The following is a 14,125-nucleotide window of genomic DNA, read 5'->3' on the forward strand; positions in this document are numbered from 1 at the left end:
TACAGTAACCTCTTTTTAAGCCTAGATACAACCTTAAAACATGATGTTATGATGAATTTTTCAAGGAATGATTAATGCTATTCGAATGATACAATTACGTGAAATAAGTTGTACTGTCGGTTTAACTGTTTCCATCAGCCTATTAACTGGATGCAGCTTACCTAGCAATCAGTCAAAAAAAGATGTCCCTATACAATCACATGCAGAAAAATGGATTACGTCTGCTACGGATTTAGAAAAATTAGAACAAAAACAAACGGCTTATTTAGCATTAGATGATGCCTTCTTAAGCATTGCTTCTCGCCTACATTTGATTCGAAATGCAAAATACACCATCGATTTGCAATATTATATTTGGGAAAATGATGCTATTGGGCATCTGATGTTTCAAGAATTACTGCATGCCGCTGACCGTGGGGTAAAAGTCAGGCTACTAATTGATGATCAAAACGGGACGAAACTCGATCCGACCTTACAATCCCTTTCAGCTCATCCCAACATTTCAATCAAACTGTTTAATCCCTATAAATTCAGAAATTTACGTGTCATTGATTATGCATTTCGCTTAAAGCACATTAACCAGCGTATGCATAATAAATTAATTATTGCCGATGGTTTTATGGGCGTAACTGGTGGTCGTAACATCAGTAATGAATATTTTGATGCCAGTGAAAGTTTTCAATTTACAGATTTGGATATCCTTTTCTATGGCGAAGCTATTCAACAAGCCAATCAGGTGTTTTTGAACTTTTGGAATGATGATTTAAGTTATTCTGTTCAGCAATGGATTGGTGCAGGTACAAAAGAAGAATTAAATCAATTAAGACAAACATACCAAGAAAATTCTGCAACGTTAACTAAAGATCAGCAGCGCATTAACTATGCACAGCAACAACTGGCGGCGCAGCTTAAGCTTAGACCTGTGAATTGGGCCGAAGCACATTTTATTGCGGATAGTCCGAATAAAATACGTGGTGAAGCCAAAGAACAAGAATTGATGTATAACCAATTTTCGACCTTGATGGGACAGCCCAAAGAACGCATGGAATTGGTTTCAGCTTATTTTGTTCCCACACAACAAGGGACTGACTTTCTGACAGGCCTTGCAGATAAAAATGTAGAAGTCCGCGTCTTAACCAACTCATTTTTAGCCAATGACGTCGCTGTCGTTCATGCGTTTTATCAAAAATATCGCAAAGACTTACTCGAAAATGGCGTGAAATTATATGAATTTAAACCCTATATAGAACGCTCTAAACGCACATGGTATGAAGTCATGACTGGAAATATCATCCCTGCGAAAGGCAAAAATGCCTCTAGTTTGCATGCAAAATTTTTCGATATTGACGGTATGGTGTTTATTGGATCGTTTAACTTTGATCCACGTTCCGCAAATTTAAATTCGGAAGTTGGTCTAGTCGTTAAATCTGATCGATTACAAAACGATATTTCGGCGGCATTAAACCAGTATTTACCGCAAATTGCATATGAATTAAAACTGGATGAAAAAGGCGAAATCATTTGGTTAGAGCATCAAAAAAATGGAAAAATCAAAACCTATACTCATGAACCTGAAACAACACGATTCCAAAGATTTAGCATAAAAGCAGTGTCATATCTCCCTATTGAATGGATGATGTAATGACAATGTACTGCTAAATGGATTGTTTTCCTCATCAAGGCTATTTCATTGAAACGATTTAAGCAGATTCAAGCAACTCAATAATGCTCTTGTTCAGTCTCGTTCATATGAGTGTTGGTTTTTGAAAATGACCAAACCATTGACTTCACCAATGAATTCCACTTGCCCAAAATTGGCTGCTTTCAGTGCGGCTAAATGTTCCTCAACTGACATATACAACTCATGATTTTGCTGAGCATGTGGTGCATATAGATGATCACACACAAAATACACGCCTTGAGTATTTAATAACGTTTTTACAGTCCGATGAAACTCTGCTGCATACGCCTTATGTCTCAATTCATGTAAGGCCTGATGAATAATAATCACATCAAAGGTACTTTTTTCATTGAAGTGAAGAGATTTTTCCCAATCCGATTGTTTGAAATCCCCTGTTATAAAATTGCATTTTAAGCGTTGTGCTGCACTTATTTTTTCTTTTGCCAAGTCATGCATAGCTTCGGAAAAATCAAATGCAGTGTAGTGAATATTTGGACAATGATTGATTAAAAATTCAGCCAAATAGCCTGGGCCTGAACCCAGTTCAAGTACTCGGGCATTCGGGTTAAAAGCCAAAATAGAGTCAACATACATTTGAAAGATGTCATAACGCCACGGGCGTTTAAGATTTACTTCAGCTGCCCATTGTTTAGCTTCGATTGGATCTTTTAAGTCTATGGGGCTTGGTACATCGTTTGTGTGTATATTATTTTCGCAATTCATTTTTCTTAGACTTAATTTAGATAGATCGAATGCTATTTATACATAAAATATCTCAATAAAAGCAAAGGTTTTACTCACACTTGATGATGCTTTAACATCCACCTCTTATTTTGTTTTATCTCCCCCTAAAGTTTTCTAATGCAATTTTTTGATTTAAGCCGCCAATTTAATTTAAGTGATATTTTAACGCCTTTTACGACACTTCCTGAACTTGGTCATCAAGAATGGTTTTTGTCGAAAGTTCGAGTTGAGCATGACTGCTTATCTGACAATGAAATGATTGAAGGTCAAGCTGTGCTTAAATCTAATCACAATATCCAAATTGAGTTGGAATGGTTAATTCAAGATACAGGTCATGAATTACAGCTTTTATTTAAAGGCATTGAAACTGCGGCAAGCGAAGAAACGTTAGTGATCGTGAAAGGTGCGCAAATTGTAGATGATGCAAACAAAAAAGTTTCATCTCAGACACTGAGTTTATGGATCGATGGCACTTTACTGTCTATGCTGCCAAATATTCGCAAAGAAATTAAAGCGCGATTAAACCTTTGGGATTATGTTGAATATGATGGCTAAGGAGTTGGAATTATCCATTATTGAGATGCTACGTTTTAAGTATTGAATGTTTGCCTATTTAAAAGAGGCATTTTATAAATCCTAAAATTTCCTTAAAGTAAGCTTATATCTTTAAATAAGTTTTGGTAGGCTTCAGCTTTTTTTTCCAGTGCTAGTGGATAAGCTCTAGATGATGATGGCATGCGGTATAAAGTCAAATCTCTGCCTGCAAATTCGGTACGAACAGCATGCCCAATGTGTGGTTTTTCAGTATTTTCTGGCATCGAGAGCATCAAAGTATCAGTCGCTTTGTCTCCCGTCGTCATAATACTAAGGCAATTCGGCATCTGCGTAAGCAGCTTCGCAATATCGGTTGGCTGATGGATCTGTAAAAACTTGTCTGATGCATTGCCTTTCAAACGAATCACTTGATAGGCTGTATCAAAAATGCCTATGCCTTTTTCATTTAAAAAATCTCGAATGAGCTGTTCTTTAAAAGTCTTGCTATCTAGATTGAGAAAATGATTTTTATCCTGAAAAAAACATAGGCCAAAGATCTTCCACATGTCATTTTGAAAATTTGGATAGTAAAAATCCATTTTCCAGCGTGTTTTTGGAGGTGGAAAACTCCCTAGCATCAAGAGTTTCCCATTTGATGGCAAAAATGGCGCTAAAGGATGTGTTTCGATTTGCGGATTCGCGTCGGAAATATCTTTGCTCATGTAGATTTAACTTCGCCCAGTGGTTGAATCATAAAATGTCTATGAAAATTGTCCATTAATGTGTTTTGCTATTTTTTCAGCCCATAACTGATAAATTTCTTTACTCGGGTGAAAGCCGTCTTTGGCCATTTTTAAATTTTTTTCACGATACTCGTGTAAATCGTATTGAATTAACCGCATATTCGCTTGAGTGTTAACATAATTTTTTAACAGCGCATTCATCTTCTTTGAATATTGTCCAAACAGCCATGACAATGGAAACGGTAAAGCTGGAAACTCATCCATCGGTGGCACACCTGAAATGATCAATAGCTGTGGATGAAACTTTTCCTCGACAGCTTGATATAAACGTTGCTGGAGCTTCAACCACTGGTCTGGCTGTTTTAATGTTGTAACATCATTGACACCAACAGAGCTGATCACGACATCAAAGTTCTGCATAGTGACATTGTCCAAAGCATTGATAATTTGCTGGCTGTTATGCCCCGTTGTGGCTTCAAGGCAATAGTGAACTTGATAATCAGGCGATAAAATTTTAAGCAATTGTCCCAATAGCGCATCCGACTGATGCTCGACGCCGACACCTGCTGCTGCTGAATCACCTAGTATTAATAGCGATAATGGTCGATTACCCTGACCACGAATTCCACAACGCTCTCCCACCGGTTCTGCTAAACGTGGAGTATTTTTTTTCACACGGTAACCTTGGATCAGTAATGCAGGTAACAGCAGCAGTGTTGATACTTTAAGTAGCATAATATTTAGCAATGATTTAAAGCTTGTATTCTTCATTATTTTAAATAGTTTATAAAACAAAGCATTGACTCTATTGTTATTTTTCTACATTTTCTTTTGTTAAAAGCATCATTTTACGACATATTGCTAGTTTTTTATATTAATAATGATTATCATTTATTGATTTTCATCCTACCTATTTTATTATTTCAATGAAAAAACTTTCCCCACTTTTTTTAGCTTGCTCTATGAGCATTGCTGTTTCTTCTGCTTTTGCCCAAAATCAAAATTCACCCGCTTTAACCGATACAACAGAAAAAAAACATTTCCCCTATGCTGCTGCATGTGAAGATGTTAAAGCGCAAAGCCAAATATTATTAAACCTACAACATCAGTTAAATCAAAATCCAAAACAACATGCTCAAATTCTTGAAGATTTTTGGAAGCGTGTAGAGCTTATGGGTACACCAATCATTGAAAACTATGATGAACAACATAGCCGCATAGTTTTCTTATGGAAAGGTGCGCAGCATAATGTTCGTCTTATTGGTGGCCCAAGTAATGACCATGAATGGTTGACGCGCCTACCGAATACCGATATTTGGTTTAAAGAATCGATTATTGATCATCGTTATATTGGCAGTTATAGCTTTGCTGTCGATTTACCGAACTTAGAAGGTTATCTGTCTAATTATTGTCCGCATCTGAATCCTAAACTTAAAGAATCAAGAACGCAGCGTCGTGCTGTGATACAAGTGCAACGAATTGATCCTTTCAATGAAAAAACTTATCTCGCAAGTGATGACACATCAGGCTTGCGTAATGAAAATCTTGTGGCGCTTAAAGATGCCCCGCCATTTATTGATCCAAAACAATATCCAAATGTGAAACAGCCCCAATTACAAGAGTTTGTTCTAGATAGCAAAATTTTGAATAACTCACGTAAAATCCAAATTTACCAATCTAAAGCCAAGAAAAACCAAAGCTATATCACCGCTATATTTTTTGATGGTCAGCAATATAACGAGTTGCTGAATGTTCCAAAGGCATTAGATATATTAGTTGAGCAAGGCAAATTACCACCAATTCAAGCCATTTTTGTTTCTCCACCCAATGATCAGGAACGACCTAAAGAATTAACACCAAATATAAAATTTTCAGCATTTTTTAGTGCTGAATTGATGCCTTGGATTCAAAAAAATGCACCTGCAAAAGTCGATTCGAAGAAAACGGTACTACTTGGGTCAAGTCTTGGCGGTTTAAGTTCAGCTTATTTAGCCTTAGAAAATCCAAATCAAATTAGTCATGTCGTACCGTTATCTGGATCATTTTGGTGGCAAAATGCGCCGACAGACCTCCCTAATGGCATGAGTAAAATCATTCGGGATAAAAACTCACAACCTAAACAGCATTGGTTTATTACTGCCAATAGTTATGAGAGTTCACGCAATAATAATGAACTGAGTATTTTAGAGACTTCGCCTATTGTTGCAGCCGACTTAAAAAGCAAAGGTCATGATGTACATTACCAATCGTATATCGGCGGACATTCCTACGCGGTATGGCAAATTGCCTTACAAGATGCACTCAAACATTTTTTTGCGCAAAAGTAGTTTATAAACGTTTAGATCATAAAAAAGCTCAATTGAGGGCTTTTTTTGAAGATGGTACTGATTTAATTCCAGCGGTTTATGCGTTTAAAGGTTCCAAAATCATTGAAACGTACACCAACCTCACGCATGACTTGGTGTGCAGTTTTTGCAGTAAGGTGACGAATATAAAACGGCTCTTTTACCACAAAATGGTGAATGGCATGGGTAGAACCGAAGTTAAAGCAAAACAATTGCATTGGGAACAACCACCAAGGATTTAACACCTGAGTTTGTTTAATGACATCACGTGGGTCAATATCACCATAATAATGCATATTTGAGCTGATAAATTGTAAGCAGAAAGAGCGTATAAAGTTCGGAATAATCCAAACGACGGCTAGAAAATTAATCGTTGGAATTAATTTCACTAAATTGACTGACCAACTAATACTTTGTCCTAACATTGGAGCAATACCATTCACCACATGATAAATGACAAATACATACCAAATGCCGTAATAAACAAAACTTAAAGGAAAAAAACCAGTCAGTTGAGAGAACAATGCAGTTTTACGTTCTTTTTCAGGTTGTTTTTCAATGAATTTCCCAATCATTTTGAACATTTGAAATGGGCGCAAATACACCGTCATCAATTGATCGCTAATGACCAATAGACGACGTAATCCCCAAGGCATGCCATTACTAATGCCCCGTTCTTCCAAATCGTATTCTGAACCTGAATACTTATGATGATTGAGGTGCAAACGACGACGTGCCCAAGGACTAATGGTATTGGGACGTGCTAACCACACCAAGGCCAACATGAGATGGTGAGCCCACGGCGTCTTTTTAAAATACATATAATGAATCAGGTCATGTTCTAATTCATGTGTCAGTGACGCAAACATCGCCACCAAAATCACACAAGCCCATGCCGGTAAAATGCTAACAGCAAACGCCCAAGCTGAAACCAACATTCCCAGTAGCGCAAAAATAAGGATGGAAGCGCCTATAAAGTTTTGATGTTTTAAAATGGGATACTGCTGACGTAAGTCTTCACCAGCTTTCGTTACGACAGTTCTGACTTTGTTAATTCGCTGTTGATCTGTCATATCGGAAGACATAGACATAGTACAAACCTAAAAATTAAAGAACAGTTGCACATTAAAGCAAATTAAAAAAAAGGAAATCGCTATTTTGAGAACAAATCATCGTCTGTTCAAATATTCAACATTTTATTTATTTTCAATATCTTATTTATAAATAATCTGAGTAATTACTCCAATTTTTCTTTGCAAAATCGGCTGCTTTTAATGTCTTTTCATCACAGGTTTTATGTATTCCTTTTTAACCTACAGAGGAAGGTGAAGATCATTTGAGAATAAAAAAGCCCCAAAATTGGAGCTTTATTATTGAATAAAGGTTTAACCCAATTTATTCACAATTTTCAACGGCAATACTTTCATTGCAAGACCTAAAGGCAACCAGGGCCATTGTGGTACATAAGCTTTAACCGGTGCTTTCTCAATGGCTTTTGCTAAAAGATGTGAACCAGTTTTTTCATCGACTTCAAATGGCAGTTTTTTCGCACCTTCATTGATCTCTGTACGAATATAACCAGGGAAAATAGTCGTCACTTTAATTGGGGTATCAATCAGTTCTGCACGAATACCTTCAGCTAGAGCAGCAACACCTGCTTTACTCGCACCATAAGCCGTTAAATGTTTAGGCATGCCGCGCATAGCACTCATCGAAGAAATCACCACCAAATGCCCTGCATTTTGGCTACGGAAAATTTCAACCGCAGCTTCACATTGCGCTAATGCAGAGATAAAGTTAGTTTCAACTGTGGCACGGTTAATTTCAAAATTGCCTTTACCAATACGACGACCTTCACCGACACCTGCGTTGACAATAACACGATCAATACTGCCAAAATCTGCTTTAAAGGCACGGAATACTTCAAACACTTGATCGTAATTTGTGACATCGAGGGTTTTCGCAATCACTTTGATGCCATATTGGCTTTCCAGTTCATTTTTTAGCGTTTCTAGACGCTCTAAACGACGTGCGCAAATGGCCAAGTTGTAGCCTTTTTGTGCAAACTCGCGTGCCATTCCTGCACCAATCCCTGAGCTTGCACCTGTAATTAAAATTGTTTTAGCCATGATAATTCCTTTGTTTATCTTAGATCCAAGTCAATAAATTTGGATCAACTGCTTTTATAAAATGGTGTTCATTTAAACTGAGTAATTGCGGTTCATTTCCAACCAAACGCAGTGTTGTCATACTGGTATTGGCAATGGCCCAATTGAGTGCAAATGTTTTTTCTGGACTCAGCCCTAAAATTTTACCTACGGCAACGGAGATCACTCCACCTGAACTAAACACAACAGCATAGCGTGGTTTGGTTTCAGCCAGTTGAGTGCATAACTTTTCTAGCGCTGTTTCGACTCGACTTTTAAAATGTGGCCAAGATTCATCATAATCATGATGAAATTCTCCACCTGTCCAACGCTCAATGGCGCCTTCAAAAATTTTCGATAAATAAGCACGTGGGTTTTCATGCTTAGATACATCTTCTTTTAATAAATGCGGTTGGTTAAATCGAGGTTCATATTGAGCAAAAACTTGCTGATGATTAAATTCATTCCACGCGTTATCTGTATCAACTTGTGCTTCTGGAAAGCATTCAGCCAATGCAAGATTGGCTGTTTGTTGATGACGTTGCATGGAGCCTGCAACCACATAAGGACTTTCTTTTAAAATACGGTCGAAATACTGTCCCAGCACCTTAGCCTGTAGCTCACCATTGGGAGAAAGCTTGTCATAGCTTTCTGCACCAAAAGAAGCCTGACCGTGCCGAATTAAATATATCGTGGTCATTTCCCTAAAATATCCTTCATTTTTTCAATATATTTTTGTGCCACATCATTGGCTTCAAGTTTTTGCAAACCGATAAGTTTTAAGGCACGAATATGTAAAGCATGGATCACAATCCAAAAATCTTTGAATGCCGGATTATTGGTTTGTTTGTGGTAAAAGCGGTAATAAATTTGCTGTGCGATCACGGCTAAACGGAAAATGCCGAACACTTCATAAAATGTCCAGTTGTCTGTTTGTAGACCAGTTTTTTCTAAGTAATATTCAACGACTTCTTTACGACTAAACATACCTTTCAAGTTAGTCGGCTGGCGTCGAGTCGCTTTAAAAATTGCGTTATCGCCACTTTCAACCCAATACGCTAAAGCTGAACCTAAGTCCATCAGTGGATCGCCAAGCGTTGCCATTTCCCAATCCAATACGCCAATCACTTGGGTAGGATCATTTGGATCTAAAATGACGTTGTCAAAACGCCAATCGTTATGAATTACACAGGTTTTAGAGTCAGCAGGAATATTGTCTTTGAGCCAATTACGGACATATTTAAAAGAAGGAACATTTAAGGTTTTGGCTTTTTCATAGCGTGCGTCCCAACCTTCCACTTGACGACGACAGTAGCCGTCGCCCTTGCCTATTTTTTCTAAAGCTGTGCCTTCATATGGCACTTGATGCAGTTCAATTAACTTGTCGATGACGTTGGTACATAACGCTCGAACTTGGCTTTCATCAAAATTGATTTCTTTGGGTAAGTTTGCACGTGGAATGATGCCTTCTACGCGCTTCATCACGTAGAAATCACAGCCAATAACTGATTCATCCTGACATAGCGCCACCATTTCAGGGAGTACAGGATAAAATTCAGATAATGCTTTCTGTACGTTAAATTCACGTGCCATATCATGTGCAGACTTGGCTTTGGTACCTTTCGGTGGACGACGTAAGATTAAATCAGCATTGTCGTATTTTAAGCGATAAGTCCAATTTGATGCGCCACCTGAATATTGAGTGACTTCAACAGGCCCTTCTATTTCAACGCCATGTTCAATCAACCAATTGCCTACGGCACGTACATCCAGTTCTTCACCCTCACGAACTGAACCGCCTACATCAATCACTGACATGCTTTTCTTCCTAAACTTGAATCTATCATGATGATAAAAATATAATTTTCTATAGTTTTATAGCATGGACAACTCGGGGTTGCCATGCCAAATATGTGACTACAACTTGTTTATTTTTTACGACGGCTGCTGTAACCGCGCTTAGCCAATTCTAATTTAGCAATCATGCCTTTATGTACTTCATCAGGGCCATCAGCTAGACGCAGTGAACGTGCTTGCGCAAAGAAGCCTGTGAGCGGTGTATCTCGAGAAACCCCAGCACCACCGTGAATTTGAATCGCCATATCAACGACTTTTTCTAAGACACTTGGCGCAACCACTTTAATTGCCGAAATCTCGGTTAATGCAGCCATATTCCCTAGAGTATCCATTTTATATGCTGCATAGAGGGTCAGTAAACGTGCTTGATCGATCGCAACACGTGCTTCTGCAACACGCTCTAAATTGCCACCGAGTTTTAAAATTTCTTTACCAAAAGCAGTACGGCTCATACCACGGTCAATCATCAGTTCTAGCGATTTTTCAGCTGCACCAATACACCGCATACAGTGATGAATACGGCCTGGGCCTAAGCGACCTTGTGCAATTTCAAAACCTTGACCAGCGCCGCCAATAAAGTTTGCAACAGGAACACGTACATTTGTGAAGCTAATTTCTCCATGTCCATGAGGTGCATCATAATCACCAAAGACTGGAAGCATACGTTCGATTTTCACTCCAGCAGTTTCAACTGGTACTAAAACCATAGAATGCTGATGATGACGGTCTTTGCTTTCATCTGGTGTATGTGCCATAAAAATAATGATTTTGGCATTTGGATCACCTAAACCTGAAGACCACCATTTACGGCCATTCAACACAATTTCGTCGCCTTCAACGACAGCTGTTGCTTCCATATTGGTGGCATCACTTGAAGCAACAGCAGGTTCTGTCATGCAAAACACCGAACGGATTTTGCCTTCTAGTAATGGTGTTAACCACTGCTGCTTTTGTTGTTCCGTACCATAGCGCCAAATCACTTCCATATTGCCGCTGTCTGGTGCATTACAATTGAATACCGTGGGTGCAAGTAAGCTACGGCCTGAAAGTTCTGCGATGTGTGCATATTCTTGTACAGATAAGCCTTGCCCAAGTTCAGGACAAGGTAAGAACATATTCCATAAGCCTGCAGCTTTGGCTTTATCCTTTAAAACCTCTAACTGTGCCGGCCATTGCCATTTGGTCCAATCACCACCTTGGTTCAACTCATGAACTTCTGCCCAAAACTCAGTTTCTACAGGCTCAATTTCATCTTTAATAAATTTTTTTGTTCTTTCAATATAATCTTGTGCACGTGCTGAAAGTTCAAACATGACAATATCCTTTAAATATTATGTTCTTTACGCTTTACAACACCATAACCTGAAATCTAATATGAACAAAATGATTTAATTCAATAGATGAACATGAATAGTATTCATAAAAACACCGTCATTGATATGGGTGTTTTCCACCGTATGGATATCAATTTATATCCACTGTATATCGCAGTTTATGAACAAAAAAGCATTTCAAAAGCAGCACAAATTTTGTGTATTACTCAGTCTGCAGCGAGTCATGCACTTCAACGTTTAAGACAACATTTACAAGATGACTTATTTGTACGTGCTGGGGCAAAAATGCTCCCGACTCCATTTGCTGAACAGATTTATCCCGTAATTAAAAATGCGCTTATTGCGATTCAAAGTATTTCTATCCAAAAACAACAATTTACTCCTTCAATGGTACAGAGCTTAAAAATTGCCGTACATGATGAAATTGAACCGATTATTTTTCCTAAGTTAGTTGAACACTTTCAACAGCAACAGTTTCAGATCCAATTTTCCAGTATTAAATTAGACCGCAAAACCATTGTGGCTGACCTTGCTGCACAGCAAATCGATTTTGCGATTGATCTTGAGCAAAACTTTGGTGAAAAAATAAATTTTCAAACTTTAGTTGAAGACCAATTCGTGGTTTGTAGTCAACATTCCAAGATGGATGAATCTATTTATCTTTCGGCTCCTCATATTGGGGTTTCTTCCCGACGTGCAGGTGTATTAGTTGAAGATATTTATTTAAATCGTAAAAAACACTCTAGAGAGATTTTTTTACGCTGTCAGCATTACTCTACTGCGCTACAAATTCTGGCACAGCAGCCCAAGGCGATATTGACGATTCCGCAAAATATTTTGACGCATTTACAGGTTGCTCCCGAACTGAATATTTTTGATGTACCTGTAGACTTGCCGAAAATTAAATTAGGGATGTATTGGCATAATGATTTGGAATTAAATTCACGGCATGTCTTTTTGCGAAGCGAAATTTCTAAAATATTTGCTTAGGCTATTTTTATGATGGTATATCAATTTGCTTAGGCTATTTAAATGGGTTTAGATTGAATTCTGCGTGATGAAACTTGCTGTATATTTATAGATCAAATGCTGATTATTTAATGTATTTTTAACTGACCGCCGGTTTATTCGACAGCCATAAATCATGAGTTCTTATAAAATCTAAACTCCTGTTTTTATGCGATATGACTTCGTTCATATCATTATGTATGCTTTCAAATCTCTCCGCAAATTGGCTCATGGCTTTAGGTGCAGTACTGTGCTTGATCACAGTCTATGTTCTCTATAAAGTCACCATTTTCTTAAAGGATTTTTTTCAACCCTTTAAGAAAGGAAAATCTTACCTCTGCCGTGTATCCGATATCAGTGATGGCGATACCCTCACCTGCTATCGGATGAATCTAAGACGTTCTAAAACCAAACTTCGCTTTGCTTATGTGGATGCGCCAGAATCGACACAAGCCTACGGTAAAGAGTCAGCCCGCCTGATCAAATCCATGGTTTATAAGAAATTTGTCCGCGTAAAAATAACTGATGTAGACCGTTATGGCCGCTGCGTTGGGGTTATTTATCGCTATCGTAAATGCATGAATGAAGAAATGGTAAAACGTGGTGCTGCGTGGGTTTACGAAGAATACATCCGTGACCAAAAGCATTTGCACTATATGATGAATTTACAAAGCAAAGCACGTAAACAAAAGAAAGGTTTGTGGAAAGCCAGTCGTCCAATGCGCCCTAAAGAGTATCGTAAATTACATAAATAACAGACCACATTACAGCATGGCTAAGGAATATTTGACGACTTAGCCATGTCTAATATTTGACCTTTTTTTACTTCGCTATACAATAATGCTGCCCTTTTGGGCATAGAAAATAAATTAGATAATTAAAATTGGAATAATAATGACTGAACTTACTTCAAGCGAATTGAATCCGTTTCAACAAGATCAAAATATTCAGCCTCAAATTCAAAAAGCCGATCATCCACTGTCTCCTGAAGGACGTTTTGGCCGCCTGTCCTATTTAGCGTGGTTATTTATCATTAGTATGATTTATACCTGCCTATTGGGCATCAGCGTCGCGCTGGGTCTTTTTGCATTTTTCAATTCAACAGAACGTAGTATTGAAGCACTTTTTAATTCATTTTTAGGACTCAGTGCAATCGCACTGATTGTCGTTTCCATCGTTGCAATGTTTGTCGCAATGATCTGCATTACGATTCGTCGTTTACATGATCTGAATAAAAGCGGTTGGCTCTGTTTAATTTTTCTCATCCCACTGGTCGGTACCATCTTTAGCATTTATGTAATGGCTGCAAAAGGCACTGAAGGTGAAAATAAATATGGTATTAAGCGTCCAACGGAACAAACAGAGAAAGTTATTGGGTCATTGTATCTAATCCTGATGATTGTTTATTTATTGATCATGATTCCATTGATGTTCAATATGCAAAGTATGATGAGTAATTTAGAACAAGTACAATTACAAGAACAAGCAATGATGTCTGAAGGTGAACCTGAAGAATTAACAGATGAACAACTTGCAGCTTATTTAGAGCAAGCTGAATCAGAAGGTGAAGAACTTGCTTATGCAGATGGTGAAAGTGTAGAAATTTCAAAAAATGCAGACAGCTCAGCGGAAGATGCTGCAATTGCAGCTGCAGAAGCTTCTGTAGAATAAACACGCATTGTTTAGAGCATAAATGAACGATAAGCTTTAAATGAAATGTTATGCAAGAAAA

At 38.0% G+C, this 14,125-nt stretch carries 14 protein-coding genes; 6 read left to right on the forward strand and 8 right to left on the reverse strand.

Annotation, left to right across the window (positions count from 1 at the left end):
• The first annotated feature begins 85 nt into the window (after positions 1–85).
• On the forward strand, positions 86–1,642 hold the full coding sequence (locus FTU37_RS00615) for a phospholipase D family protein (RefSeq protein ID WP_180123581.1): 1,557 nt from the start codon (positions 86–88) through the stop codon (positions 1,640–1,642).
• Between the two features lie 93 nt (positions 1,643–1,735).
• Here FTU37_RS00615 and FTU37_RS00620 read toward each other — a convergent pair whose 3' ends face one another.
• Positions 1,736–2,404, reverse strand: a complete 669-nt coding sequence (locus FTU37_RS00620) for a class I SAM-dependent methyltransferase (protein ID WP_180123582.1) — start codon at positions 2,402–2,404, stop codon at positions 1,736–1,738.
• 138 nt (positions 2,405–2,542) lie between these two features.
• Between FTU37_RS00620 and FTU37_RS00625 the strand changes: the two genes are divergently transcribed.
• Entirely contained in the window at positions 2,543–2,980 is a 438-nt protein-coding gene (locus tag FTU37_RS00625; protein ID WP_180123583.1) for a hypothetical protein, read from the forward strand.
• A gap of 92 nt (positions 2,981–3,072) precedes the next feature.
• Here FTU37_RS00625 and FTU37_RS00630 read toward each other — a convergent pair whose 3' ends face one another.
• Positions 3,073–3,681: a uracil-DNA glycosylase family protein gene (locus FTU37_RS00630; RefSeq protein WP_180123584.1), complete on the reverse strand. Its 609-nt coding sequence runs from the start codon at positions 3,679–3,681 to the stop codon at positions 3,073–3,075.
• A 39-nt stretch (positions 3,682–3,720) separates the two neighbouring features.
• Positions 3,721–4,437, reverse strand: a complete 717-nt coding sequence (locus FTU37_RS00635) for an SGNH/GDSL hydrolase family protein (protein WP_180123585.1) — start codon at positions 4,435–4,437, stop codon at positions 3,721–3,723.
• Positions 4,438–4,664: 227 nt separating this feature from the next.
• Here FTU37_RS00635 and FTU37_RS00640 point away from each other — a divergent pair, with 227 nt between their 5' ends.
• Positions 4,665–6,029 (forward strand): alpha/beta hydrolase-fold protein, encoded by a 1,365-nt coding sequence (locus FTU37_RS00640; protein WP_180123586.1) that lies wholly within the window; start codon positions 4,665–4,667, stop codon positions 6,027–6,029.
• A gap of 62 nt (positions 6,030–6,091) precedes the next feature.
• Here the strand turns inward: FTU37_RS00640 and FTU37_RS00645 are convergent, their stop codons facing one another.
• From FTU37_RS00645 to FTU37_RS00665, 5 genes are all read right to left on the reverse strand, one after another.
• Positions 6,092–7,138: a fatty acid desaturase gene (locus tag FTU37_RS00645; RefSeq protein ID WP_180123587.1), complete on the reverse strand. Its 1,047-nt coding sequence runs from the start codon at positions 7,136–7,138 to the stop codon at positions 6,092–6,094.
• Positions 7,139–7,432: 294 nt separating this feature from the next.
• Complete coding sequence (locus FTU37_RS00650) at positions 7,433–8,176, reverse strand: SDR family oxidoreductase (protein ID WP_078193819.1); 744 nt, start codon at positions 8,174–8,176, stop codon at positions 7,433–7,435.
• A gap of 19 nt (positions 8,177–8,195) precedes the next feature.
• The gene (locus tag FTU37_RS00655; protein ID WP_180123588.1) at positions 8,196–8,894 is read right to left on the reverse strand and encodes a histidine phosphatase family protein; all 699 of its coding nucleotides are present in this window, start codon (positions 8,892–8,894) and stop codon (positions 8,196–8,198) included.
• The gene (locus FTU37_RS00660) at positions 8,891–10,012 is read right to left on the reverse strand and encodes a phosphotransferase family protein (RefSeq protein WP_180123589.1); all 1,122 of its coding nucleotides are present in this window, start codon (positions 10,010–10,012) and stop codon (positions 8,891–8,893) included. The genes FTU37_RS00655 and FTU37_RS00660 overlap by 4 nt, the downstream gene beginning before the upstream one ends.
• Positions 10,013–10,122: 110 nt before the next feature.
• Positions 10,123–11,364, reverse strand: a complete 1,242-nt coding sequence (locus FTU37_RS00665) for an acyl-CoA dehydrogenase family protein (RefSeq protein ID WP_168377546.1) — start codon at positions 11,362–11,364, stop codon at positions 10,123–10,125.
• Positions 11,365–11,457: 93 nt separating this feature from the next.
• Between FTU37_RS00665 and FTU37_RS00670 the strand changes: the two genes are divergently transcribed.
• The 3 genes from FTU37_RS00670 (at position 11,458) to FTU37_RS00680 (ending at position 14,064) form a co-directional block, all read left to right on the forward strand.
• Positions 11,458–12,375, forward strand: coding sequence for a LysR family transcriptional regulator (locus FTU37_RS00670; RefSeq protein ID WP_168377547.1), 918 nt, complete (start codon positions 11,458–11,460; stop codon positions 12,373–12,375).
• 218 nt (positions 12,376–12,593) lie between these two features.
• Complete coding sequence (locus FTU37_RS00675; RefSeq protein WP_078193824.1) at positions 12,594–13,148, forward strand: thermonuclease family protein; 555 nt, start codon at positions 12,594–12,596, stop codon at positions 13,146–13,148.
• Between the two features lie 139 nt (positions 13,149–13,287).
• Positions 13,288–14,064, forward strand: coding sequence for a DUF805 domain-containing protein (locus FTU37_RS00680; protein ID WP_180123590.1), 777 nt, complete (start codon positions 13,288–13,290; stop codon positions 14,062–14,064).
• Positions 14,065–14,125 lie beyond the last annotated feature (61 nt).

The sequence above is a fragment of the Acinetobacter sp. YH12097 genome, from assembly GCF_013419225.1.
Taxonomy (GTDB): domain Bacteria; phylum Pseudomonadota; class Gammaproteobacteria; order Pseudomonadales; family Moraxellaceae; genus Acinetobacter; species Acinetobacter amyesii.

Bases quoted from the DNA above. Each gene is read 5' to 3' on its own strand.
- FTU37_RS00670 (WP_168377547.1), top strand. From the start codon at position 11,458: ATGAATAGTATTCATAAAAACACCGTCATTGATATGGGTGTTTTCCAC.
- FTU37_RS00650 (WP_078193819.1), bottom strand. From the start codon at position 8,176: ATGGCTAAAACAATTTTAATTACAGGTGCAAGCTCAGGGATTGGTGCA.
- FTU37_RS00660 (WP_180123589.1), bottom strand. From the start codon at position 10,012: ATGTCAGTGATTGATGTAGGCGGTTCAGTTCGTGAGGGTGAAGAACTG.
- FTU37_RS00655 (WP_180123588.1), bottom strand. From the start codon at position 8,894: ATGACCACGATATATTTAATTCGGCACGGTCAGGCTTCTTTTGGTGCA.
- FTU37_RS00620 (WP_180123582.1), bottom strand. From the start codon at position 2,404: ATGAATTGCGAAAATAATATACACACAAACGATGTACCAAGCCCCATA.
- FTU37_RS00680 (WP_180123590.1), top strand. From the start codon at position 13,288: ATGACTGAACTTACTTCAAGCGAATTGAATCCGTTTCAACAAGATCAA.
- FTU37_RS00615 (WP_180123581.1), top strand. From the start codon at position 86: ATGATACAATTACGTGAAATAAGTTGTACTGTCGGTTTAACTGTTTCC.
- FTU37_RS00635 (WP_180123585.1), bottom strand. From the start codon at position 4,437: ATGCTACTTAAAGTATCAACACTGCTGCTGTTACCTGCATTACTGATC.
- FTU37_RS00625 (WP_180123583.1), top strand. From the start codon at position 2,543: ATGCAATTTTTTGATTTAAGCCGCCAATTTAATTTAAGTGATATTTTA.
- FTU37_RS00675 (WP_078193824.1), top strand. From the start codon at position 12,594: ATGCTTTCAAATCTCTCCGCAAATTGGCTCATGGCTTTAGGTGCAGTA.
- FTU37_RS00645 (WP_180123587.1), bottom strand. From the start codon at position 7,138: ATGTCTATGTCTTCCGATATGACAGATCAACAGCGAATTAACAAAGTC.
- FTU37_RS00665 (WP_168377546.1), bottom strand. From the start codon at position 11,364: ATGTTTGAACTTTCAGCACGTGCACAAGATTATATTGAAAGAACAAAA.
- FTU37_RS00640 (WP_180123586.1), top strand. From the start codon at position 4,665: ATGAGCATTGCTGTTTCTTCTGCTTTTGCCCAAAATCAAAATTCACCC.
- FTU37_RS00630 (WP_180123584.1), bottom strand. From the start codon at position 3,681: ATGAGCAAAGATATTTCCGACGCGAATCCGCAAATCGAAACACATCCT.